The sequence below is a fragment of the Micromonospora terminaliae genome (assembly GCF_009671205.1).
Taxonomy (GTDB): domain Bacteria; phylum Actinomycetota; class Actinomycetes; order Mycobacteriales; family Micromonosporaceae; genus Micromonospora; species Micromonospora terminaliae.
Map to the genome: position 1 here is coordinate 5,872,222 of NZ_CP045309.1, position 23,528 is coordinate 5,895,749.

Consider the following 23,528-nt stretch of genomic DNA (forward strand, 5'->3'; position numbering starts at 1 on the left):
GCTCGACGGCGGCGTCGGTGTGCTGGTGTCGCCGGATCAGTGGGTGCGGGCCGGCGGGCGGCCGCCGAAACCGCGCCGGTCGTCGCGCGGGCGGTCGTCCCGGCCGCGCGCCTCCGGCCGGAAGCCGCCCCGGCGCTCGGCCGGACGGAACTCGCCCCGCTCGCCGAAGCGCCGCTCGCCCCGGGCGTCGCGGTCGCCGAAGCGCCGCTCGCCCTGCGGGCGGTCCTCGTAGCGGCGGCCGTGGTCGCCGTGGCCGCGCCCGCCGTCCCGGTCGCCGTAGCCGCGGCCCTCGGTGGGCCGGTCGCCGTAGGTGCGCCCGCCGGTGGGCCGGTCGTCGTGCCGCCGGTCGCCGTAGGCGCGCCCGCCGTCCCGGTCGCCGTAGCCGCGGCCCTCGGTGGGCCGGTCGCCGTAGGTGCGCCCGCCGGTGGGCCGGTCGTCGTGCCGCCGGTCGCCGCGGGCGTCCCGGTCGTAGCCGCGACCCGCGCCGGTCGGCCGGTGCTGGTCGCGCCCGGCCCGGTCGGCGAAGGGGCGGTCGCCCGAGGGCCGGCCGTTGCCGCGCTCGTCGAAGCGCCGCTCACCACGGTCGCCGAAGCGCCGCTCACCGCGCGCGTCCCGGTCGAAGCCACCCCGGTCGAAGCTGCCCCGGTCGGCCTGGCGCCGCTCGCCGAAGCCGCGGTCGTCGCGGTCGAAGCGCCGCTCGCCGAAGGGCCGGTCCTGACCGCGGCCGCCCGCCGGCCGGTCGTCGGTACGGCGGTCACCCCGGTCGAAGCTCCGGCCGGCCGGCCGGTCGCTGAAGCGGCGCTCGCCGCGCCCGTCCCGGTCGCCCGAGCGGCGCGGGCCGCCCCGGCGCGGCTCCGGCTCGTCGCGGACCGGCACACCGCTGGGCTCGCGGGCACCCGTCAGCTCGGTCAGCGCCGCGTCGCCGGCGCGGACCCGGGACTCGGCCGGCTCGACGCCCGCCTTCTCCAGCATGGCGAGCGTGGTCCGGCGCTGCTTCGGCAGCACCAGCGTCGCGACCGCGCCGGACTCACCGGCCCGCGCGGTGCGACCCGCCCGGTGCAGGTAGTCCTTCGGGTCCTTCGGCGGGTCCACGTGCAGCACCAGCGTCACGCCGTCGACGTGGATGCCCCGGGCCGCCACGTCGGTGGCGACCAGCACGTTCATCCGGCCCTCGCGGAAATCGGCCAGGGTGCGGGTGCGCATCCGCTGGGTCTTGCCGCCGTGCAGGCCGCCGGCCCGTACGCCGACGGCGGCGAGCTGCTCGACCAGCCGGTCGACACCGAGCTGGGTACGCGCGAAGAGCATGGTGCGACCCTCGCGGGCCGCGATGGACGCCGCGACGGCGAACTTGTCGTGCGGCGGGATCAGCAGCAGGTGGTGATCCATGGTGGACACGGCGGCGGTCGGCGGCGCGGTCGAGTGGGTGACCGGGTCGGTCATGAACCGCTTGACCAGGGTGTCGACGTCGTTGTCCAGAGTGGCCGAGAAGAGCAGCCGCTGGGCGTCCGCGGGGGTCTTAGCCAGCAGCTCGGTGACCTCGGGCAGGAAGCCCATGTCGGCCATCTGGTCGGCCTCGTCCAGCACGGTGATCTCGACGTCGTCGAGGTTGCAGACGCCCCGCTCGATCAGGTCGCCGAGCCGGCCCGGGGTGGCCACGACGATCTCCACACCGCGGCGCAGCGCGTCGATCTGCCGGTCGTACGGGACGCCGCCGACGGCGGTCTTCAGGAAGATGCCGACCGCCTTGCCGAGCGGCATCAGCGCGTCGTTGACCTGCATGGCCAGCTCGCGGGTCGGCACCAGGACCAGGGCGCGCGGGTGCAGCGGCCGGGCCCGGTTCCGCTCGGCGAGGCGGGCGATCACCGGCAGGCCGAAGGCGAGGGTCTTGCCCGAGCCGGTCTGGCCCCGGCCGAGCACGTCGCGGCCCGCGAGGGCGTCCGGCACGGTGGCCCGCTGGATCTCGAACGGGGTGGTGATGCCCTGCCGGGCGAGCGCCTCGACCAGCTGGCGGGGCAGGCCGAGGGCGGCGAAGTCAGGGGTGTCGATGGTCGGGTCGGCGGACGGGGACGTGCCAGGGGCAGCGAACGTGGTCAAGAAATGCCTTTCGAGCGGGGCGCATCTTCGCGATGGCCCGCCGCGGCTTCGTGACGCCGCCGATTCGCCCGCAAGATCGCCCATGGGCGCGCGCATCGGGCGCGCCAGGTCAGTGATCTCCACAAGTGTACGGCGGTCCGGCGAACCCGCCACCGCACCGCGCGGCCGTAGTGGGCGGGCTCACCCCGGTCACCTGGTCAGCGCGTTGCCGGTGAGCCCACTCAGCGCGTCGTTGGCCAGGAAGACCACCACCAGGCTGATCGCGACCAGCAGCGCCAGCGCGCCGGCCAGCACGAGCACCACCCTGGTGTTGCGCGACCGGGTCGCCGGGGCGTCCTCGGACCAGCCCTGGGCCAGGATGTGCCCGGTCAGCGAGCCGGAGTTCTCCAGCGGGTTGCCCTGGGGGAAGGAGACCGTGGCGAAGCCCGGCCCCTCGGTGCCGCCGTACGTGGTGCCGGCCAGCTCGGGGCCGGTCCGCGGGCGGCTCACCGGGTGCGCCGGCTCCGGGTGGCCGGCCGACCCGGACCGGTACTCGGTCGGGTTGGCGGACGGCGGCCAGGTCGGCAGCGCCGGCGCGGGCACCGCCGGCGGAGCGGTGGGGAGCGGCGCCGCGGCCGACTGTGCGGCGGCCCACGGCGCGCCCGGCTGGCCGGCGGCCGGGAACGGGGTCGATCCCGGTGCCCCGGCCATGGCGGGCGGCGGCGGGAACGGCGGTGCCGGCATCGGGCCGGGCGGCGGCGGGGGTGGGGGCACCGGTGGGCCCGGCGGGGGTGCCGGTGGGCCCGGCACCGGGGGCACGGGTGCCGGTGGGGTCGGGCCGGGCGGCGGTGCGGGCACCGGCGGCGTGGGCACCGGCGGCGTCGGCCGGAACGGGGGCTCGGGCACCGGCCCGGGCGGTGCCGGGGAGGGCGGGGTCGGACCCGGTACGGGAGTCGGCGCCGGCTCGGGTTCCGGCACGGGCGGTGTCGGGGGCTGGGCCGGCTCCGGCGGCTGGGCCGGCTCGGGCGGCTCGGGGTTGACCGGGCCCGCCCGGTAGACCTTGGCGCTGCCCGGCGTTCCGGCGGCCGCCACGGCGGCGACCTCCTCGGCCGAGACCCGGGTCAGCCCGGGAACCGACGCGCTGGCCCGGGCGTGTCCCTGTGCGGGGACCGGGGCCTTCGTGGCAGGCGGCCGGCCGGCATCCGCATCCGGCGCCTCGGCTGGCGGCGTGGGCAGCCCGGGCGCGCCGGCGACATTCGCGGAAGCGGGCTCGGTGGCCGGGGCGGCGCCGGCGGCGGGAGAGTGCTCGGCGGCGGCGAAGGCGGACCAGGTCGAGGCCGGCGGGACGGACGCGCCCGGGCGGCGCCGGTCCAGCGCCGGGACGGCCTCGGCCGGTCCGTTCGCGCGGTAGGTGCCGGTGGCGGGCGGGCTCGGCGACTGCTCGGACGGTGGGGCCACGGCGCCGGCGACGCTGACCCGGGCCCGCGCGACGGTCACCGGAGCAACCGCGCCCGGCCGTTCCTCGGCGGCGTCGGCCGGCCGCTTCTCGACGGCGGGGTCGGCCGGCCGATCGGCGGCGTCGGGCGCGGATCCGGGGTGGACCGTCTCCGCCGGAACGTCCTGCTCGCCCATCTCGCCCCTCCGCGCCCACGCTCGCCCCCGACCGGTGGCGCCGGTCGGGCGTGCCTGGATCTCACCGTGCCACATTCCGGCCCGGGAGCACAGCCGGAGTGGACGGTTGGGGTCAGTCGGTGGCGCTCGGGCTCGCCGAGGTGCTCTCGGCCGAGCTGCCGGTCGGCTCGGCCGCGTCACCGGTCGGGTCGGCGCCGGCGGTGCTGGTCGGCGCCGAGGTCGGCGAGTCGGTCGGGCTCGGCGGCGCGGACGTCGGCGGCGGCGGTGTCGTGGTGCTCGGCGCGGTCGACGGGGTGGGCGTCGGGCTCGACGTGCTGGGCGTGGGCTTCGGCGTCGCCGTCTTCGTCGGCTTGGGCGTCGCCGTCTTCGTGGGCTTCGGCGTCGAGCCGGGCTTCGACGGGGTGGCCGGCGGAGTGGTCGGCGGGGTGCTGGGAACCGTCGGCGCCGGGGTGGCCGGAGCGGGGACCGCGCCGAGCACCCGGGTGGCGGCGTAGAGCCGGGACCACCGGACCACCGAGATCTTGACGACGTCGCCGGTCCGCGGCGCCTCGACCATCTTGCCGTTGCCGATGTACATGGCGACGTGGTGGATGGACGTCCAGCTGCTGCTCGAGGCGAAGAAGAGCAGGTCACCGGGGAGGAGCGCGTTGGGGTCGACCGTGCGCGAGCGGGTCGCGTAGTACTGGTCGCGGGAGACCCGGGGCAGCCCGCGGTAGCCGGCCGACTGGTAGGCGGCGAGCACCAGGCCGGAGCAGTCGAACCGGTCCGGCCCCTCGGCCGCCCAGAGGTAGGGGTCGCCGAGCTGGGCGAGGGCGTAGCGCACCGCGGCCAGGGCCCTCGGGTCGGCGACCCGGCCGCTGACGCTCTGGTTCACGACGTACGAGCTGCCCAGCTGCTGCTCGGCGGCGTCCTCGCGGCGCTCGATGTCGCGCAGCTTGGCGGCGTTGTCCTTGCGGAGCTTGAGCAGCGTGGCTTCCTGCTTGTGCAGGTCGGTCTCGACCCGGGTGTACTCCGCCGCCTTCTCGGTGGCGCGTCGCTCGGCCGAGGCGTGGGCCTCGCGGGCGACCTGCTCGGCGGCGGTGGCCCGGGCGAGTTCGCCGGTCACCGCGGTCGTGGTGCCCTCGGCCTTGTCGCCCCGGGTGATCCGCTGGAGGTTGGCGAGCTCGCGCAGGCTGGCCCCGAACTCGCCGGGCGGCAGCGCGGCGTCGGCCTTGACGGCGTCGGCGGCGGCGGCCTTCGCGTTCTCCTGGGCCCGGAGGAGCGCGTCCTGGGCCTCCTTCAGCCGGGTGGCGGCGAGGGTCAGGTCCGCCTGCGCGGTGTCCCGTTCGCCCTTGACGCTGAGCAGCGTGTCGCCGAGCTGGGCGACCTGGGCGTCGGCCTGATTGATCTGGGCGATCAGCGGGCCGTCGGCCGGGTTGGTGACGGCCGGCGTGGTGCCGGGGAGACCGGGCGTGCGGCCGGGCGCGCCTGGCACCGTGCCGGGCAGGCCGGGAACGGCGCCGGGCACGGTGGGGAGCTGGAGGGTGCCGGCGACCTGGGGGCGGGAGCCGGTGCTGGGGACCGTGTCGGGCAGCGGGTCGGCCCAGGCCGGCGTGGCGAGCGCCGCGGCCGCGACCGCCCCGAGCAGGGCGGACCAGAGCGCCGGGCGCAGCACCGGTGAGATCACCGGATAGCGGCGTCCTCGGCGTCGGCCCTGGGTGCTGTCGACCATTCCGCTCCCCGTCCGGTCTGGTGTCTTCCGCGCCAGGTGGGCGCGGTGAGGCAGGACGGTACCGGTGTGTGTTCCGCCCCATCCTGTCTTACCTCACCAACGCAGCTATGTCGATGCGCGGAGCGTGACGGTCGACCGGGCGACCGGTGAAGTAGGTCGCTGCGGTTGACCGGGTCACCGGTTCGTCCAGCCCGCGACGTACGCTCGACCGGGACCGCAGGTGGAAGGGACGTGGCTTTCGGATGGACGCCGGACTCAAGCGTGAGCTCGAGGCGAAGGTCTACGCGGGGGAGCGGCTGACCCGCGAGGACGGGATCGCCCTCTACGAGAGCGACGACCTCGCCTGGCTGGGGCGGCTCGCCCACCACAAGCGCACCGAGCTGAACGGCGACCGGGTGATGTTCAACGTCAACCGGCACCTCAACCTGACCAACGTCTGTTCCGCCTCGTGCGCGTACTGCTCGTTCCAGCGCAAGCCGGGCGAGAAGGACGCCTACACGATGCGCATCGACGAGGCGGTCCGCAAGGCCAAGGAGATGGAGGATGAGCAGCTCACCGAGCTGCACATCGTCAACGGCCTGCACCCGACCCTGCCGTGGCGCTACTACCCGAAGGTGCTCCGCGAGCTGAAGGCGGCGCTGCCGAAGGTCAACCTGAAGGCGTTCACCGCCACCGAGGTGCAGTGGTTCGAGAAGATCAGCGGCCTGGGCGCCGACCAGATCCTCGACGAGCTGATGGACGCCGGCCTGGAGTCGCTCACCGGCGGCGGCGCGGAGATCTTCGACTGGGAGGTCCGGCAGCACATCGTCGACCACGCCTGCCACTGGGAGGACTGGTCGCGCATCCACCGGCTGGCCCACTCGAAGGGCATGAAGACGCCGTCCACGATGCTCTACGGCCACATCGAGGAGCCCCGGCACCGGGTCGACCACGTGCTGCGGCTGCGCGAGCTGCAGGACGAGACCGGCGGCTTCCAGGTCTTCATCCCGCTGCGCTACCAGCACGACTTCGTCGACTCGGCGGACGGCAAGGTCCGCAACCGGATCCAGGCGCAGACCACGATGGCCTCGCCGGCCGAGTCGCTCAAGACGTTCGCCGTGTCCCGGCTGCTCTTCGACAACGTGCCGCACGTGAAGTGCTTCTGGGTCATGCACGGCCTCTCGGTGGCCCAGCTGTCGCTCAACTTCGGTGTCGACGACCTGGACGGCTCGGTCGTGGAATACAAGATCACCCACGACGCCGACTCGTACGGCACGCCGAACACCATGCACCGCGAGGACCTGCTCGACCTGATCTGGGACGCGGGCTTCCGCCCGGTCGAGCGGAACACCCGCTACGAGATCGTCCGCGAGTACGACGCGGCCCCGTCGCTGGCGGAGCGCCGCGCCGAGCCGCAGCAGGTCTGGGCCTGACCGCACGTCGATGAGCACCGAGGAGCAGCAGCGCAGCTTCCCCCGGCGGGACGCCGAGGGGCGCATCCTCACCCTGGGCGACCTGCTCGGGGTGAGTCTCGCCGGGCTGGTGATCGGGGTGCTGGCGCTGGTGCTCTTCGAGTGGGCCTTCGCCACCATGGGCGCGGGCGACTTCGGGCGGACCAACGGCTGGCTCGCGGTGATCCTGCCCCTCTGGCTGTTCTGGGACGACTTCCGGGCCTGGGAGTTCGGCGCGGCCCGGGTGCTCGCGGCGCTGGCCGGGCTCGCGCTCGGCGTCTTCGCCGGCCTGCTGGCGGCCGGCCTCGCCGCCGGCCTGCCGGCGCTGGTCTCCGGCGCGCTGGCGGCGGCGGTGTTCACGGTGGTCTACGCGGTGGTCTGGTTTCATGGCGTGCACTGGCTGGCCCGGCGGACGGGCTGAGGCGTGAGAGCGAAGGAAGTGGCGGCGTGAGCGCGAGGAGTGAGCCGGGTTTGCGAGCCCCGCAGTCGCGAACCGAGGCGTCGCAGTGAGCGCGGCGGTCAAGTACACGCTGGGCCGGATCGGGCTGTTCGTCGGCGTGCTGGCGGCCCTCTGGTTCGTCGAGATGAACATGTTCCTGCGGCTGATGCTGGCGCTGGTCTTCTCCGCGGCGCTGTCGTTCTTCCTGCTCCGCGGCTGGCGGGACGAGATGGCCGGGGAGATGGCCGAGGCGTCGGAGCGGCGCCGCGCGGAGAAGGACCGGCTGCGCTCCGCGCTGGCCGGTGAGGACCAGGCCGAGCGCTCCGACGAGCGCCGGGAGAGCTGACCGCCCGGAACGGGGCAGCGGGAAACGCCGCGGGCCGCTAGGGTCTGCCGCCGTGAGTTTCCTGAACACGATCAACGGGTGGCGGACGAAGGTCTTCGTCTGGATCGGCCTGCCGGTCATCGCCGCCATCGGACTGATGCTGAGCGTCACCGACCTCGCCCCGGCCTGGGAGGCGAAGAACGGTGGCGGCACGCCGGGCACCTTCACCGCGGTGAACGAGGAATGCGGCCGGCGTAACTGCGAGTGGCACGGGACCTTCGTCGCCACCGAGGGCGGCGCCAAGCGCGCCGACGTGATCCTCTACGACGCGCCGGACGAGCTGGCCGCGGGAGCCACCGCCCCGGCGCGCGACTCCGGTGCCCGGAAGGGCGTCTTCTCCACCGCGGGCGGCTCGACGTACCTGCTGGTCACCGGGCTCGCCCTGGCCGGCGTGGCCGCCCTGGTGGCCTGGGTGTGGATCATCGTGCGGGCGATCCGCAACCGCCGCCGGGCGAAGGAGCCCACGGCCCCGCCGGCCTCGTTCGCCCCGTCCGTCTGACCAGACCCGGGCCCGGCGCGATCCCCCAACGGGGGAACGCGCCGGGCCCGGGCGTTTCACCAGTTGGTCGAGCCCGGCACGACCGGCCAGGCCTTGTCGGTCGGCTTGATGAGGTACGCGATGCCGCCGGAGCCGGAGGCCACCGTGCCGTTCGCCCGGTACCGCTTGGTGCGCAGCCAGATCTGCTCGAACTGCTCCCGCTTGTACACGTTGCGCACGGCGTCGTTGGACGACGAGGCCGGGTCGTTGACGATCACGTCGCCGTCGGCGGTGAAGCCGACGATCACGAACAGGTGCCCGGAGGTGCCGTAGTTGGCCGTGTCCAGCTCGCTGGCCAGGAAGGACTGCGAGGTGATCACCGGGATGCCGGCCTTGATGAAGCGTTCCACCTCGTCCAGCGAGTGCATCCGGGTGACCCGGGCGTCCAGGCCCGGGAAGCTGGCCGCGTACGCGGTGTTGAACGGCCAGTTGCCGGCGCCCTCGTACTCGTAGTCGTAGGTCATCCGGGCCGCGTGGTCGACCGTGGGGTCGGCGTAGCTCGGGTCGACCCAGGCGGTGTCCTCGGCGGAGGGCTTACGGCCCCAGTACTCGACCACCATCTCGGTCGAGGTGGGCGAGCACCAGGCCTCCCCGCCGTTGTCGAACTCGGGGTACTCGCCGATGTGGACGTTCTGCGAGTAGCGCGGCACGGCCAGTTCGGTGCCCCAGGCGATGCCGCCCTTGCTCGGGGCGACGGTGAACCGGTCCGGCACGTTGGAGCTCATGGCGCCGAGCATCCAGACCCGCGGCGAGGCGGTCTGCCCCGGCGCGCGGTAGAGGGTCAGCCGGAGCTGGTACGACCGCAGCAGCACACCCGCCTTGGCGTTGTCGATGGAGAACGTGTCGGTCCAGATGGTCGACCAGGGGTCACCCTGGCCGTCCAGCGTCGACCGCTTGATGTCCTGGTCGCCGGAGGCCCAGCGGCCCATGACGTACCAGCCGTCCCTGCCGGCCCCCTCGTCGGTGTGCTGCCCGTTGTTGTAGGTGCCGTGCAGCTCGACCTGGATCCAGGTGCCGGCCGGGGTCGCGGCGTTCCACGACGCGACCAGCTCGCTGGCGTCGAAGCCGACCTGCCGCTCGGGCGAGGTCCAGGTCGCGTACTCCCAGGTCCGGGTCGTGCCGGTGTGCTCGTCGGTGAACTCGGTGGTGCCGGCCGGCTGACCGATGGTGATGCCGGTGCGGTGCCCCGGGATGGCGTACGTGCCCTGGTGGGTGCCGCCGCTCCAGTCCGGGTACTTGGACCACTCCTGGAAGGTGATCTGCTCGTCGTGCGAGACGACCGGCAGGTTGTTGTCGGCGTGGGCGGGCGCCGTCACACCGGCGAGGGCGAGCGCGGCGGTGCCGATGAGGGCGACCGCACGCAGGACTGGTCTGACCATGTGCACTCCGTTGGGTGGGTAGGGATGGATCACCAGTTGGTGGAACCGGCCACGGCGGGCCAGGCCACGTCGGTCGGTTTGATCAGGTAGACGACGCCGCCGGAGCCGCTGCCGGTGCCGCCGCTCGCGGTGGTACGCCGGGTCCGCTGCCAGATCTGCTCGAACTGGTCGCGCCGGTAGACGTGCCGGACGGCGGCGTCGCTGGGCGAGGCCGGGTCGTTGGCGATCACGTCGCCGGTGGCCGTGAAGCCGACCACCACCATGAGGTGCCCCGCCGTGCCGTAGCCCGCCCCGTCCAGCTCGCTGGCGAGGAAGGACTGGCTGGTCACCACGGGGATGCCGGCGGCGATGAAGTGCTCCAGCTCGTCCAGCGAGTGCAGCCGGGTCACCTTGGCCTCCAGGCCCGGGAAGCCGGCCGCGTACGCCGTGTTGAACGGCCAGTTGCCGGTGCCGCCGTACTGCCAGTCGTAGGCCATCCGGGCGGCGTGGTCGACGGTCGGGTCGGCGTAGCCCGGGTCCACCCAGGAGGTGTCGGCCGGGGAGGGTTTGCGGCCCCAGTACTCGACCACCATCTCGGTGGAGGTGGGCGAGCACCACGCCTCGCCGCCGCCGCCGTACTCCGGGTACTGGCCGGCGTGGATGTTCTGCGAGTAGCGCGGCACGGCCAGCTCGGTGCCCCAGGCGATGTGCCCGGCGCTGGGTGCGACGGTGAACCGGTCCGGCACGTTCGAGCTCATCGCGCCGACCGAGCGGAGCACCGGCGTGGCGGTCGACGCCGGGTCCCGGTAGAGGGTCACCCGCAGCTGGTACGCCCGCAGCAGCATTCCGGCGGACGGGTTGGTGATCGCGAAGGTGTCGGTCAGGACGCTGGAGGTCTTGTCGCCCTGCCGGTCGACGCTGGTGCGGCGGATGTCCCCGTCGCCGGAGGCCCAGCGGCCCATGACGTACCAGGGGGTGCGGGTGCCGCTCGTGTAGGTGCCCTGGAGTTCGACCTGGAGCCAGGTGCCGGCCGGGGTGTCGGCGTTCCACGAGGTGACCAGCTCGGTGGCGGAGAAGCCGACCTGGGTGAGCGGAGAGGTCCACGTCCCGTAGGCCCAGGTGCGCCGGGTGTTGCTGTGCGGGTCCTTGTAGAGGATGGTGCCGACCGGGGTGGCCAGGGTGAGGCCGGCCGCCGTGCCGGTGGTGCCGGCGGCGGTGCCGGTCGACCAGGCCGGGCCGGACCAGCCCTGCCAGGTGATCTGCTCGTCGTGCGTGACGGTGGTGGTGGTCGCGCCGGCCGGCGCGGTGGTGCCGAGGAGGGCGAGCGTGGTGGCGCCGGCCACGGCGGCCGTGCGCAGGGATGTCCGGTCCATGGCAGCTCCTCCAGGTGAACCGCATCGTTGCCGTTCACTGTCGCGCCTGGAGGGAAGTTTCGCCAGAGGTTCAGGCATGGAAAATCATTGCCGGGGTGAGGATGCGGTCGGGATGGAACGACGACAGTGATGAATGTTGATATGACCATGTGACTCCTGGTGAAGTGTGCGGACAACGGGACCGCCCGTACCCCGAGGAGGTTGTCCATGGCCCTCCGCACGTCCCCGCTCCGCCGCCGGCTGGCCCTCGCCGCCGCCGCCGGCCTGACCCTCGTCGCCGCGATCACCGGCCCGGCCGCCGCCCGGCCCGCGCCGGACGGCGAACCGGCCGCCGTCGCCTACCGGGTGCTCGGCCCGCGTACGGTCGCCGACCGCAGTGCCGTGGCCCGCACCGGCGCGGCGATCGACCACTCCGAACACGGCGTACTGCACGTCACGGCCACCACCGCCGAGGCCGCCGCCATCACCCGGCTCGGCTTCCGGCTGGAGAAGGACGTCGCCCCGGCCCCGGCCGCCGGAGCCGTCGCCTACGCCTTCCCGCCCGCCGACTCGAACTACCACGACTACGCCGAGTTGACCGCGGTGGTGAACACGGTCGTCGCCGACCACCCGGCCATCGCCCGCAAGCTCAGCATCGGGCGGTCCTACCAGGGCCGGGACCTGATGGCCGTGAAGATCTCCGACAACGTCGGCACGGACGAGAGCGAGCCGGAGATCCTCTTCAACGCCCAGCAGCACGCCCGCGAGCACCTGACCGTCGAGATGGCGATCTACCTGCTCAACCTGTTCACCGACAACTACGGCAGCGACTCCCGGATCACCAACCTCGTCAACTCGCGGGAGATCTGGATCGTCCCCACGGTCAACCCGGACGGCAGCGAGTACGACATCGCCACCGGCTCCTACCGCTCGTGGCGGAAGAACCGGCAGCCGAACAGCGGCTCGACGGCCGTCGGCACCGACCTGAACCGGAACTGGTCCTACCAGTGGGGCTGCTGCGGCGGCTCGTCCGGCTCGACCTCGTCGGAGACCTACCGCGGGCCGTCCGCCTTCTCCGCCCCCGAGACGGCGGCGCTGCGCTCCTTCGTCAACAGCCGGGTGGTCGGCGGCGTGCAGCAGATCAAAGCGAACATCGACTTCCACACCTACTCGCAGCTGGTGCTCTGGCCGTACGGCTACACGTACAGCAACACCGCCACGGGGATGAACGCCGACCAGTACAACACCTTCGCCACCATCGGGCGGCAGATGGCGTCCAGCAACGGCTACACCCCGGAACAGTCCAGCGACCTCTACATCGCCGACGGCACCAGCATCGACTGGATGTGGGGGACCCACAAGATCTGGGCGTACACCTTCGAGATGTACCCCGGGTCGGCCTCCGGTGGCGGCTTCTACCCGCCCGACGAGGTGATCCCGGCGCAGACCTCCCGCAACCGGGAGGCCGTGCTGCTCCTCTCCGAGTACGCCGACTGCCCGTACCGGGCCATCGGCAAGCAGAGCCAGTACTGCTGACCGCGAACCACGGTGGGGCCTGTCACCCGGGTCCCACCGTGCCTCCCGTCCGGACGATCTCCGCTGGTCATGCGCTACCGTGGCACCGACCACCCCGCAGCGAAGCCGGTGCGAAACCGGCGCTGTCCCGCAACTGTGATGCCCCGCACACGGCGCCGGCCCCGCCCGGCGCCGGCACCTGTGGGGGGACGAGCCAGGTCGCCTGCGGCACGGTCGCGACTCGCGCTCTCGAGGAAGGGCGCCTCGCGGACGGGCCCGCCCAGGTCCCTGTCGGCGAAGCACCACGCTCCTCGACCGACAGGAGGACCGATGTCCAGACGTACCCCCCGGCTCTTCGCCGCCGCCCTCGCGGTCGGCGCCCTGCTCCTCGGCGGCTGCGCCGAGAAGACCTCGAACGACACCCCCGCCAGCGGCGGTGGCTCGCAGGCGGCCGCCTTCCCGGTCACCGTCGGCAAGCTGACCCTGGACAAGCGGCCCGAGAAGATCGTCTCGCTGTCGCCGTCGGCGACCGAGATGCTCTTCGCCATCGGCGCCGGCAAGCAGGTCACCGCCGTGGACGACCAGTCGAACTACCCGCCGGAGGCACCGAAGAGCGACCTCTCCGGCTACCAGCCGAACGCCGAGGCCATCGCCGGCCGCAGCCCCGACCTCGTGGTGCTCGCCAACGACACCAACAAGATCGTCGACCAGCTCACCACGCTGAAGATCCCGGTGCTGCTCACCCCGGCCGCGGCCACTCTGGACGACACGTACCAGCAGATCACCGACCTGGGCAAGCTCACCGGCCACCCGGCCGAGGCGGACGCCGTCACGAAGAAGATGAAGGACGACGTCACCGCCCTCACGAAGGACCTGCCGAAGCGGGCCACGAAGCTCACCTACTACCACGAGCTGGGCCCGGAGCTGTACAGCGCGACCAGCAAGACCTTCATCGGCTCGATCTACGCCCTCGCCGGCCTGGAGAACATCGCCGACCCGGCGGACGCCGACGGGAAGAACGGCGGCTACCCGCAGCTCTCCCAGGAGGTCATCGTCAAGGCGAACCCCGACTTCGTCTTCCTGGCCGACACCAAGTGCTGCAAGCAGACCCCGGAGACGGTCAAGGCCCGCAGCGGCTGGGCCGGCGTCACCGCCGTGAAGAACAACCAGATCGTGGCGTTGGACGACGACATCGCCTCGCGCTGGGGCCCGCGGGTCGTCGACCTGCTCAAGGCGATCGTCGACGCCACCGCCAAGGTCCCGGCCTGACGGTGACCGTGCGACCGGCGGACAACCCGCACCGGCCGGCCGGGACGCCCGACGCGTCCCGGCCCGCCGGCGTGCCCCGCGCAACCCGCCGTGCGCCGGCCGGACCGGATGCGACGGTCCGGCCGGCCGGGCTGCGCACCCGCTGGCTGCTCGCCGGCATCGGCGCGGTGCTGGTCGCCCTGGTGGCCGGCGTCTCGCTCGGCCCGGTCAGCCTGCCGCCGGGCAGCGTCGCCGCCGAACTGCTCAACCTGCTGCCCGGGGTGCACCTCGACAGCGGGCTCACCGAGCGGGAGATCGCCATCGTCACCGAGCTGCGGCTGCCCCGGGTCGTGCTCGGGCTGCTCGTCGGCGCCCTGCTCGCCCTGGCCGGCGGCTGCTACCAGGGCGTCTTCCGCAACCCCCTCGCCGACCCGTACCTGCTCGGGGTGGCGGCCGGGGCTGGGCTCGCGGTGACCGCGGTCATCACGCTGGGCGCCGGTGCGGGCGGGGCGATCACGGGGCTGCCGGTCACCATCCCGCTCGCCGCGTTCGTCGGGTCGCTCGGCGCGGTCGCCATGACGTACGGGCTCGGCGCGGCAGGTGGCAGATCCCGGTCACCGGCCACGCTGATCCTGGCCGGGGTGGCGGTCTCGGCGTTCCTCTCCGCCGGGCAGACGTACCTGCTGCAACGGCACTCCGACAGCATCCAGCAGGTCTACTCCTGGCTGCTCGGCCGGCTGGCCACCGCCGGCTGGCACGACGTCCGGCTGGTCCTGCCCTACTTCGTGCTCACCGCCGTGGTGGTGCTCCTGCACCGGCGCGAGCTGGACGTGCTCTCCGTCGGCGACGACGAGGCCACCAGCCTCGGGCTGCACCCGCAGCGCTCCCGCTACCTGCTGATCGCCGCCGCCTCGCTGGGCACCGCCGCCGCGGTCTCCGCCTCCGGCCTGATCGGCTTCGTCGGCATCATCGTGCCGCACACCGTACGGCTGCTCGCCGGGTCCAGCTACCGGGTGATCCTGCCCCTGTCGATGCTCTTCGGCGGGGCGTTCCTGGCGCTGACCGACGTGGTCGCCCGCACCGCCGCGGCCCCCGCCGAGGTCCCCATCGGCGTGGTCACCGCGCTGCTCGGCGGCCCGTTCTTCGTGCTGGTCCTGCGTACCGCCCGCCGGGTGCTGACATGACCGCCCCCGCCGTGGAGCTGCGCGACCTCCGGGTCGAGCTGGGTGGCAACCCGATCCTGGCCGGCGTCGACCTGACGGTCGCGGTGGGCGAGTGGGTCACCGTGATCGGCCCGAACGGCGCCGGCAAGTCGACCCTGCTGCGCGCCGTCGGCGGCCTGCTGCCCGCGCCGGGCGCGGTCTCCCTCTTCGGTACGCCGATCAACTCCCTCCGCCGCCGCGACCGGGCCCGGGTGGTGGCCACCGTGGCGCAGTCCCCGGTGGTGCCGGCCGGCATGTCGGTCTTCGACTACGTGCTGCTGGGGCGCACCCCGTACATCCCGGCGCTGGGCCGGGAGTCGGCGGCCGACCTGGCCGCCGTGCACGAGGTGCTGGACGGGCTCGACCTGGGCGGGTTCGGGCGCCGCGAGCTGGCCACGCTCTCCGGTGGCGAGCGGCAGCGGGTCTTCCTGGCCCGGGCGCTGGCCCAGGGCGCCACCCTGCTGCTGCTCGACGAGCCCACGAGCGCCCTGGACATCGGCCACCAGCAGGAGGTGCTGGAGCTGGTCGACCAGCTCCGCCGCGAGCACGACCTCACGGTGCTCGCCACCATGCACGACCTCTCCATCGCCGGCGAGTACGCCGACCGCCTGGTCCTGCTCGCCGACGGCCGGGTCGCCGCGGCCGGCCCGCCGCAGGAGGTCCTCACCGAGACCATGCTGGCCCGCCACTACCGCGCCAACGTCCGCGTCATCCCCGGCGACCACGGCCCCCTGGTAGTCCCCGTCCGCCCCCGCTGACCCGACCCACCCGCGATCTTGCACTTTGTGCCCCGACGAAAGGGGCGTACACCGCGTTGCGAGGGCCGCAACTGCACGATCGGCGAGAGCGGGAGCCGAGAGCCCGCGCGCGGGTCAGGGTGCTCGTCAGCGGAGGGCTGTGACGGAGAACAGGGCGCCCTGGGGGTCGCGGAGCGCGGCGCTGCGGCCGGCCGGGTTGTCCCGGGGCGGCACGAGGATGGTGCCGCCCAGCTCGGCGGCCCGGGCCGCCGTGGCGTCCGCGTCCTCGACCGCGAAGTAGACCGACCAGTACGCCGGCAGGTCCTCGGGCAGCGGCTCCAGCTGGGGCAGCATGCCCGCGACGATCCGGGCGCCGCACCGCCACCCCGTGTAGGTGACCGGGCCGGCCGCCCGCTCCTCGGGATGCCAGCCGAAGACCAGCGCGTAGAAGTCCTTCGCCCCCTCGGGGTCGGGCGTCACCAGCTCGTTCCAGCACATCGAGCCCGGGGCGTTGAACAGCTCCGCCCCACGCATGGCCATCGGCTGCCAGACGCTGAACACCGCACCGGCGGGATCCGAGAGGACCGCCATCCGGCCCTGGTCGAGGACGTCGAACGGGGAGACGACCACCTGACCGCCGGCCGCCTCCACCCGGGTGGCGACCAGGTCGGCGTCGTCGGTCGCCACGTACGTCGACCAGACCGGCACCTGGTCCTCGGCGGCGGGCGGCCCGGCACCGGCGACGGCCCGGCCGTCCTTGAGGAACGTGGTGTAGCCACCGGCGGTGGGCTCTGCGGCCATCCGGCCGGTCCAGCCGAACAGCTCCGGGTAGAACCGCTTCGCGTCGTCCAGCCCGGGTGTGGCCAGGTCGGCCCAGCAGGGCGTGCCGGGCTCCACGCCGTCCACGCTGACCCCTCTCGCCGGGAGCGGCCCCGGTGGCACGCCCTGCCGGAATCGTGGCACCGTCCCACCGGCCGCCGGGCCGGATTCGGACAAAAGGTCAGGTGAAGCGGCGTCCCTCGTCCCGCCGGTACGCCCACCCGGCGACCGCCGCGAGCGCCACCACCCAGACGCCGAGCATGACCATGGAGACCGGGTTCGGCCGCCAGTCGGTCACAGCCGCCCACATCAGCTCCAGTGCACCGCGGGTGGGCAGGTAGGGCGCGATCGCGTCGACGAAGCCGGGCGCGTTGTCCGGGCCGAAGAGCAGTCCGCCGCCGAAGGCGAGCGGGAAGAAGATGAGCTGAGCGACCACGATCGCCGCCTTGCTCGGCAGCGAGTAACCGATGGCCAGCCCGAGCAGCGTGAACGGGATCGAGATCAGCGCCACCCCGCCGGCGGCGAGCAGGAACTGCGCCGGGGTGACCCGGGCCGCGGTGGCCACCGCCGCGATCACCACCACCGGGAGCATGGAGAAGTAGGTGATGGCCAGACCGGCCAGGATCCGGCCGGCGAAGCGCGGGCCAGGCCCGGCGGGCAGGGTCCGGCTGTACACGCTCCACGGCTGGTCGCGGTCCTCAGCGACGCCGATCCCGTACTGGAAGATGTTGGCGCTCATCACCGCGAAGGTGACCATCGCGGCGGTGGCGTAGGTGGCGGCGGTGGGATCGTCACCGGCGAACGGCACGACGAAGAAGAGCATCGTGGCGGCCGGGAAGAACGCGCTGCCGAAGATCGCGACCGGGATCCGGACGATCTCCAGGAGCTGGTAGCGGGCGTGGACCAGGGCGAGCGGCACGGTGTCTCCTAGGCGGGGGTGGGTGCGGGCCGGTCGCCGGCGGTCAGCGCGAGGAACGCCTCCTCCAGCGAGGTGGGCCGGACCTCCAGGTCGCGGAACGTCACGCCGGCCGTGACCAGGTCCCGGACGAGCTGGTCGGCGTCGGCGGTGAGCAGGTGGGTGCGTCCCTCGGTCTGCTCGGTGGCCAGGACACCGGGCAGCGGCGGCAGGTCGTCGGCGACCAGGCTGACCCGGCGTACGCCCACGATGCCGCGGATCGCCGCCACCGAGTCGTCGGCGAGGACGCGGCCCTGCCCGATCACCACCACCCGCTGCGCCAGCGCCTCCACCTCCTCCAGATAGTGGCTGCTCAGGAGGACCGTGCCGCCCTCGGCGTGGAAGCCGCGTACGGCCTCCCACAGGGTGTGCCGGGCCTCCACGTCCAGCCCGGTGGTGGGTTCGTCGAGGACCACGAGCCGGGGCCGGCCGACGAAGGCGAGCGCCACCGCCAGCCGGCGGCGCTGCCCGCCGGAGAGGCCACCGGTCTGCCGGCGCACCTGGTCGGCCAGGCCGAACCGGGCGAGCAGCTCGTCCCGGGGCACCGGGTCGGGGAAGTGCGCGGAGACGAAGTCGACGACCTCGCCGACCCGCAGGGTGCCCGGCAGGCCGGTCTCCTGCGGGGTCACCCCGAGCTGCCGCCGGCTCGCGTGGTCGCGCGGGTCGCCGCCGAACAGCTCGACCCGGCCGGCGGTGGGGCGGCGCAGCCCGATCAGCAGGTTGAGCAGGGTGCTCTTGCCGGCGCCGTTCGGGCCGAGCAGGCCCACCAGCTCTCCGGCGCGGACGGTCAGGTCGACCCGGTCCAGGGCCAGCACCTCGCCGTAGCGGCGGCTGACCTGGTCGGCGCGGGCCAGGATCATCGTCGGGCTCCTCAGGGTTGCGGTCCCGGGCGGGCGTGCCGTCCCCTGTCTACCGTGCCGGTGCCAGTTCCACCGCCCCGCGCGGACGGGTGCCCATCGCCTACTGTGGTAATCCCGTTGTCCGCTCTGGCCGACGACGGATGACTGGCGACTGGACACTGGGGAGGGTCCATGACGAGTCCGAGCCGGAACCTCGAGGTCCAGCCGGAGGCGTTGACCGCCTTCGCCGCCGCGTCCCGGGACCGGGCCGGCCGCTTCCGCGAGCTGCGCCGGGTCTTCCACGACGGGCACGTGCCCCGGCACGCCTTCGGCATCATGCCGGCGTCCTTCAGCCTCGCCGCCGCGTACGCCGAGCAGTTCGAGGCGTGCCTGCAGGGGTTGGAGGACGGCGCCGAGGTGATGGCCGACATCGCCGAGGGGATCAGCGACACCGCCGAGGCCTACACCGGGACCGACGTGGCGAACACCGACATGTTCACGCCGGGCGGCTGAGGGGGCCTGATGAGCACCGAGGCGTTGCAGCGCAACAAGACCTACTTCGAGCAGATCGTGTCGGGCACGCCCGACCCGTTCAAGCCGCTCTCCAACGCGGTGCTCTGGCCGTTCGAGCAACTGCTCGAACTGGTCGCCGGCGAGCCCGACGACCTCATGCAGGCGGCCCAGCTCGCCCTCACCACCGGCGAGGCGGTGCGCCAGATCGCCGGCGACCAGATCGCCGACCGGGCGCGGCTGCGCGGTGCCTGGGACGGCGACGCGGCGGAGAAGTTCCACGCCTCGATGGAGTCCGTCGAGGAGGCGATCGAGGAGCTGGCCAAGGGGCTGGACGGCACCAAGGAGGTGCTGGTCGACGCCGCGAACGCGGCCGTCGACGCGTTCAACCTGCTGGTCGAGCTGATCCTGGAGTTCCTGCTCTGGTTCCTGACCGAGGTGATCATCGCGGCCGTGGCCGCCGTGCTCAGCGCGGGCGTGACGCTGGCCGCCACGGTCGTCCGGGTGCTGGCCCGGCTGGCCACCACGGTCGGCCGCATGGTCAAGATCGTGGCGCGGTTCGCGGAGATCCTCACCAAGCTGGTCACGAAGCTGGAGCGGGTCGCCGCCCTGCTCATGAAGTACCGCCAGGTGGTGCTGGAGCTGAAGCAGGCCAAGAAGGCGTACCGGCTCTGGAACAAGTCCGGCTACGGCAAGGAGGCCTTCTCGTTCATGGCGAAACGGACGGCCATCCTCTTCCCTGGCAAGTTCGCCATCAACCAGGCGTCACCGGTCAACATCCCCGGCATCGGCGGCGCGCTGCTCGACACCGGGGTCGGCCTGCACGACGTCTCCGACGGCCACAAGGACCGCAACTACCTGGTGGACGGCACCTACTCGGAGGATCTGGGGCCGTACACCAAGGGTGTGCAGAACGTCTTCGACTCGATCGTGAACTGAGAGGCAGCCATGACCTTCCCGGCCCTGGACCGGATCGAGGCGCTGGCCCGCAACCTGGACGGGTGGCAGCGCGAACTCGGCGCGCGGATGGCCGAGCTGGAGCAGAGCAGCGCCGAAGGGGTGAGCGACTCCGGCCTGGTCACCGTCACGGCGGCCGCCGACGGCAGGATCCTCTCCACCGAGATCAACGCGCGGGCCATGCGGCTCGACTCCTACACCCTGGCCGAGGAGTTCACCGCCGCGGCGAACCGGGCCCAGGAGGCCGCCGCCGCCCGCGTCCGGGAGATCGTCGGCGAGGTCATGGGCAACACGCCGGCCGCGGAGCGCCGCACCGACGACGGCCACGACCACGACCACGACCGATACTGAGCCGATGGACGGGACGGGATACCGCGACCGGATCGGCCAGCTCGTCGAGCCGGGGGAGCACGTGCTGGCCTTCGCGAAGGCCGAGGCGGCCCACGGCGCGACGCCGCCCCCGCCGCCGGACGCGGCGAAGCCGGACGCCCACGCCGGTGGGGTGAGCGCCGGGGCGGTGCTGCTCAACCTGATCTCCCCGCTGATCAGCTCCGAGCGGGGCGACCGGCTGGTCGACCGGGTGTTCTGGGGCATCGCGGGGCGTGGCGCCCCGGGGTCCGCCGCCTCCCGGCTGCACCGCGCGCTGCGTCCGCCCAAGCCGGATCTGGCGGCACGGGACACGCTGCTGGTGGCCACCGACCGGCGGCTGCTGGTCTGCGTGAGCGGCCCGATGAAGGTGCTGTCCAGCCGGCAGGACGACGAGCGGGCCGTGGCGGAGACCGGGGTCGCCTGGTCGGCGTCGCGGGCGGAGGTGGCCTCGGCCCGGGTGGGCTGGCACCGGCTCAACCCGAAGCGCCTGCGCCTCGACTTCACCGACGGCTCCTGGCTCGCCTTCACCGTGCCGATCGCCGAGTCCGGCCGCCCGCTGCGGGACGTCGCCGCCGCCCTGTCCGCCTGAGCCGCCGGCCGCTGCCACGTCGGCGGCGACCGGTCAGCCGGCCAGCGGGGCGGGCAGCGGCTCGCGGTGCAGCACGGCAAGCCGGGACACCGCCCGGGTCAGCACCACGTAGAGGCGGTGCAGGCCGCGCGGCTCCGCGGCCACGATCGCGGCCGGCTCGACGACGACCACGTGGTCGTACTCCAGGCCCTTGACCAGGGTCGCCGGAACCACGGTGACGCGCTCCGCGGCCTCCACGTCGTCGGCGGTCGCGGTCCGGACGCCCGCGTCGGCGAGGGCCGCGCGGAGCCGGTCCACCGTGTCGTCGGCGGCGATCACGCCGACCGAGCCGTCGTGCGCCAGCGCCGCCCGCACCTCGGCCACCGCCGCCGCCGTCAGGTCCTCGACGGTACGCACGTCGAGCGCCCCGTCGCGCCGCAGCGACTGCGCCGGGGGCACGTCCACGGCGAGCGCCGGCAGCAGCCGGTTGGCGAAGGCGACCACCGCGGCGGGCACCCGGAAGCCGATGCTCAGCGGCACCACGGCCGCGTCCGGCTTGCCGAGGTGGGCGAGGGACTCCCGCCAGTCGGTGGCCGCCCAGGGCGCGGTGCCCTGGGCGAGGTCGCCGAGGAGGGTGATCGAGCCGTGCTCGCTGCGCCGGGCGATGGCCCGGCACTGCATCGGGGAGAGGTCCTGCGCCTCGTCGACCACCACGTGCCCGAAGCCGCCGGGCCGTTCCAGCAGCCCGGCGGCCTCGTCGATGAGCACCGCGTCCGCGGCGGTCCACCGGGTCGCCTTCGGGGTACGCCCCACCGGGCCGGACCGGAACAGGTCCTGTTCCTCGGCCGTGAGCAGGCCGTCCGCGGCGGCGGCGAGCGCCTCGGGGTCGGTGCGCAGCCGGTGCAGCAGCCCCTCGGGAGTGAGGGCCGGCCACACCGCGTCGAGGAACTCGGTGACCGGCTTCGCCCGGCTCATCCGCCGCAGCCAGGCGTCGCTGGGCGACTCGGCCCGGCGCGCCTCGGACTGGCGTTGCAGCAGCCCCACCACGCGGGCGCGGACCCGGTCCCGGCCGGTCCCGTAGGGCAGGTCCTCCCGGCGGGTCTCCTCGACCAGCCGGTGCAGCGGGTCGAGGCCGATGCGCCAGCGGAACGACCCGTCCGAGACCATGATCGGCTCGGTGGGCGCGCCGATGTGCGCGTCGACCGCGCGGCGCAGCACCTCGGCCATCCGGACGTCGTGCTTGAGGGCGGCCACGGCCGGCGCGTCGACGGCGCGGACGGGCACCCGGGCGACCAGATCCTCCACCGTGGCCTGCTCGACCTCCACCTCACCGAGCGCCGGCAGCACGGCCGCGATGTAGGACAGGAACGCCCGGTTCGGTCCGACGATCAGCACGCCCGACCGGCGCAGGCGCTCCCGGTGCAGGTAGAGCAGGTACGCGGCCCGGTGCAGCCCGACGGCCGTCTTACCGGTGCCCGGCGCGCCCTGGACGCAGATCGAGTCGGCCAGGTCGGCCCGGACCAGCTCGTCCTGCTCCGGCTGGATGGTGGCGACGATGTCGCGCATCGGGCCGACGCGGGGGCGCTCGATCTCGGCCGTGAGGATGCGGCTGGCGGCGCCCAGCTCCTCGCCGCGATCCAGGCGCTCGTCCTCGAAGCTGGTCAGCACCCCCGTGCTGAACCCGAACCGGCGCCGGACCGCGACGCCCTGGGGATCCCGGGCGCTGGCCCGGTAGAACGACCGGGAGACCGGCGCCCGCCAGTCCAGCACGAGCGGTTCGCCCAGCTCGTCGGTGACGTGCCGGCGCCCGACGTGGTAGTCCCGTCCCGCGTGGTCCGGATCGGCCTCGCCGAAGTCGAGGCGGCCGAAGAAGAGCGGGGTGGTCGGGTCGTCGGCGAGTTCCTTGACCCGGCGGGCCATGTGCCGGCCGAGCTGCTCGGCGGTGTACGCGTCCCCGGCCACCTTGTCGCCGGTGGCGAAGAGGGACTCGGCGCGCTCGCGCATCCGGCGCAGCGCCTCGCGGGAGGTGTCCAGGTGGGCGCGCTCGGCGACCAACTCGGCATCGAGGGTCTGTTCTTGGGCGTGCAGGGTCATCCACGTACTCCTCGTCACGGGGAACAACGCTGCCGCTCGCGTTTCCGACCTCGGGTCGGCGCGGGGACGTCCTGTGCGGTGCTACTCACCACGGCCGTCAGGCGGGACAGAGCAGCTTACTCCGGTCGGGTCGGCGGGCAACCGAATTTCCCCGGGGGCCGTCCGGCGCGGAATCATGGGTGACATGACCGAGGCGCGTCCGGAGCAGCGCCGGGTGACGATCAGCGACCCGCAGGTGATGCGGGCGCTGGCCCACCCGGCCCGTATGGCGATCATGGAGCATCTCAGCACGGTGGAGGGCGGTGCGACCGCCACCGAGTGTGCCGAGATCGCCGGGCTGTCGCCCAGCGCCACGAGCTATCACCTGCGGGAGCTGGCGAAGTTCGGCCTCATCGAGGAGGCCCCGAGCCGGGGCGACGCCCGGGAGCGGGTGTGGCAGGCGTTCAGCCCGTCCTACTACGTCGAGTCCGGGCAGGACGCGGACTCCGAGGCCCGCGCCGCCGAGCTGGCCCTGGTCGACGCACACCTGGCCCGGGACAGCCAGCGTGCCCGGGACTGGATCCGCCGCGCCCCGGACGAGCCGCGCGACTGGTATCAGGCGGCCTGGTTCAGCGACAGCCTGCTCCAGGTGACCGCGGAGGAGCTGACCGAGCTGAACGAGGCCGTCCAGGCGCTGCTGGCCCCCTATCGGCGCCGGCTGCGCAGCGATCCGCCGGAGGGCTCCCGGACCGTCGCCGTGCAGTACCGGGCGCTGCCGATCGACTGATCGGGGGTTGCGCCGAACAGGTATGAAGGAT

General features: G+C 73.8%; 21 protein-coding genes and 1 pseudogene. 13 read left to right on the top strand and 9 right to left on the bottom strand.

Annotated elements, in window-relative coordinates:
• Nucleotides 1–36: 36 nt before the first annotated feature.
• From GCE86_RS27185 to GCE86_RS27195, 3 genes are all read right to left on the bottom strand, one after another.
• Nucleotides 37–2,094: a DEAD/DEAH box helicase gene (locus tag GCE86_RS27185; protein ID WP_239542177.1), complete on the bottom strand. Its 2,058-nt coding sequence runs from the start codon at nt 2,092–2,094 to the stop codon at nt 37–39.
• Nucleotides 2,095–2,283: 189 nt separating this feature from the next.
• Nucleotides 2,284–3,705: a hypothetical protein gene (locus GCE86_RS27190; RefSeq protein WP_154229535.1), complete on the bottom strand. Its 1,422-nt coding sequence runs from the start codon at nt 3,703–3,705 to the stop codon at nt 2,284–2,286.
• A gap of 112 nt (nt 3,706–3,817) precedes the next feature.
• Nucleotides 3,818–5,416, bottom strand: a complete 1,599-nt coding sequence (locus GCE86_RS27195; RefSeq protein ID WP_167537077.1) for a C40 family peptidase — start codon at nt 5,414–5,416, stop codon at nt 3,818–3,820.
• A gap of 242 nt (nt 5,417–5,658) precedes the next feature.
• On the opposite strand from GCE86_RS27195, the gene mqnE reads away from it, so the two are divergent.
• The 4 genes from mqnE to GCE86_RS27215 all read left to right on the top strand — a co-directional run bounded on the left by mqnE (nt 5,659) and on the right by GCE86_RS27215 (nt 8,169).
• The gene (gene mqnE, locus GCE86_RS27200) at nt 5,659–6,828 is read left to right on the top strand and encodes an aminofutalosine synthase MqnE (RefSeq protein WP_154229536.1); all 1,170 of its coding nucleotides are present in this window, start codon (nt 5,659–5,661) and stop codon (nt 6,826–6,828) included.
• A gap of 10 nt (nt 6,829–6,838) precedes the next feature.
• Nucleotides 6,839–7,267, top strand: coding sequence for a hypothetical protein (locus tag GCE86_RS27205; RefSeq protein WP_154229537.1), 429 nt, complete (start codon nt 6,839–6,841; stop codon nt 7,265–7,267).
• Nucleotides 7,268–7,352: 85 nt separating this feature from the next.
• Nucleotides 7,353–7,631: a DUF4229 domain-containing protein gene (locus tag GCE86_RS27210; RefSeq protein WP_154229538.1), complete on the top strand. Its 279-nt coding sequence runs from the start codon at nt 7,353–7,355 to the stop codon at nt 7,629–7,631.
• Nucleotides 7,632–7,683: 52 nt separating this feature from the next.
• Complete coding sequence (locus tag GCE86_RS27215) at nt 7,684–8,169, top strand: hypothetical protein (RefSeq protein ID WP_154229539.1); 486 nt, start codon at nt 7,684–7,686, stop codon at nt 8,167–8,169.
• A gap of 56 nt (nt 8,170–8,225) precedes the next feature.
• Here GCE86_RS27215 and GCE86_RS27220 read toward each other — a convergent pair whose 3' ends face one another.
• Both GCE86_RS27220 and GCE86_RS27225 read right to left on the bottom strand, forming a co-directional pair.
• Entirely contained in the window at nt 8,226–9,587 is a 1,362-nt protein-coding gene (locus tag GCE86_RS27220; protein WP_154229540.1) for a C39 family peptidase, read from the bottom strand.
• A gap of 29 nt (nt 9,588–9,616) precedes the next feature.
• Nucleotides 9,617–10,939, bottom strand: a complete 1,323-nt coding sequence (locus GCE86_RS27225) for a C39 family peptidase (protein ID WP_154229541.1) — start codon at nt 10,937–10,939, stop codon at nt 9,617–9,619.
• 207 nt (nt 10,940–11,146) lie between these two features.
• Between GCE86_RS27225 and GCE86_RS27230 the strand changes: the two are divergent.
• The 4 genes and pseudogenes from GCE86_RS27230 to GCE86_RS27245 form a co-directional block, all read left to right on the top strand.
• A pseudogene (locus GCE86_RS27230) lies at nt 11,147–12,451 on the top strand (M14 family metallopeptidase); the annotation flags it as partial.
• Between the two features lie 312 nt (nt 12,452–12,763).
• Complete coding sequence (locus GCE86_RS27235; protein ID WP_154229543.1) at nt 12,764–13,702, top strand: ABC transporter substrate-binding protein; 939 nt, start codon at nt 12,764–12,766, stop codon at nt 13,700–13,702.
• 71 nt (nt 13,703–13,773) lie between these two features.
• A complete protein-coding gene (locus GCE86_RS27240) occupies nt 13,774–14,865 on the top strand; it encodes a FecCD family ABC transporter permease (protein ID WP_154230698.1) in 1,092 nt (363 codons plus the stop codon).
• Nucleotides 14,862–15,641: an ABC transporter ATP-binding protein gene (locus tag GCE86_RS27245; protein WP_154229544.1), complete on the top strand. Its 780-nt coding sequence runs from the start codon at nt 14,862–14,864 to the stop codon at nt 15,639–15,641. The genes GCE86_RS27240 and GCE86_RS27245 overlap by 4 nt, the downstream gene beginning before the upstream one ends.
• A gap of 126 nt (nt 15,642–15,767) precedes the next feature.
• Here GCE86_RS27245 and GCE86_RS27250 read toward each other — a convergent pair whose 3' ends face one another.
• The 3 genes from GCE86_RS27250 to GCE86_RS27260 form a co-directional block, all read right to left on the bottom strand.
• Nucleotides 15,768–16,526, bottom strand: coding sequence for a VOC family protein (locus GCE86_RS27250; RefSeq protein WP_154229545.1), 759 nt, complete (start codon nt 16,524–16,526; stop codon nt 15,768–15,770).
• 94 nt (nt 16,527–16,620) lie between these two features.
• On the bottom strand, nt 16,621–17,358 hold the full coding sequence (locus GCE86_RS27255; protein ID WP_154229546.1) for an ABC transporter permease: 738 nt from the start codon (nt 17,356–17,358) through the stop codon (nt 16,621–16,623).
• Nucleotides 17,359–17,366: 8 nt separating this feature from the next.
• Complete coding sequence (locus GCE86_RS27260) at nt 17,367–18,254, bottom strand: ABC transporter ATP-binding protein (RefSeq protein WP_154229547.1); 888 nt, start codon at nt 18,252–18,254, stop codon at nt 17,367–17,369.
• Between the two features lie 171 nt (nt 18,255–18,425).
• Between GCE86_RS27260 and GCE86_RS27265 the strand changes: the two genes are divergently transcribed.
• The 4 genes from GCE86_RS27265 to GCE86_RS27280 are packed head-to-tail and all read left to right on the top strand — an operon-like array spanning nt 18,426 to nt 20,658.
• Nucleotides 18,426–18,746 (top strand): type VII secretion target, encoded by a 321-nt coding sequence (locus GCE86_RS27265; protein ID WP_154229548.1) that lies wholly within the window; start codon nt 18,426–18,428, stop codon nt 18,744–18,746.
• A 9-nt stretch (nt 18,747–18,755) separates the two neighbouring features.
• The gene (locus GCE86_RS27270) at nt 18,756–19,682 is read left to right on the top strand and encodes a WXG100 family type VII secretion target (protein WP_154229549.1); all 927 of its coding nucleotides are present in this window, start codon (nt 18,756–18,758) and stop codon (nt 19,680–19,682) included.
• Between the two features lie 9 nt (nt 19,683–19,691).
• Nucleotides 19,692–20,051 carry a YbaB/EbfC family nucleoid-associated protein gene (locus GCE86_RS27275; protein ID WP_154229550.1) on the top strand — a complete coding sequence of 120 codons (360 nt, stop codon included), beginning with the start codon at nt 19,692–19,694 and terminating at the stop codon, nt 20,049–20,051.
• 4 nt (nt 20,052–20,055) lie between these two features.
• Nucleotides 20,056–20,658 carry a hypothetical protein gene (locus GCE86_RS27280; RefSeq protein WP_154229551.1) on the top strand — a complete coding sequence of 201 codons (603 nt, stop codon included), beginning with the start codon at nt 20,056–20,058 and terminating at the stop codon, nt 20,656–20,658.
• A gap of 33 nt (nt 20,659–20,691) precedes the next feature.
• Here the strand turns inward: GCE86_RS27280 and GCE86_RS27285 are convergent, their stop codons facing one another.
• Nucleotides 20,692–22,731: a HelD family protein gene (locus GCE86_RS27285; protein ID WP_154229552.1), complete on the bottom strand. Its 2,040-nt coding sequence runs from the start codon at nt 22,729–22,731 to the stop codon at nt 20,692–20,694.
• A gap of 184 nt (nt 22,732–22,915) precedes the next feature.
• Between GCE86_RS27285 and GCE86_RS27290 the strand changes: the two genes are divergently transcribed.
• Entirely contained in the window at nt 22,916–23,497 is a 582-nt protein-coding gene (locus tag GCE86_RS27290; RefSeq protein ID WP_154229553.1) for a winged helix-turn-helix domain-containing protein, read from the top strand.
• Nucleotides 23,498–23,528: the final 31 nt, after the last annotated feature.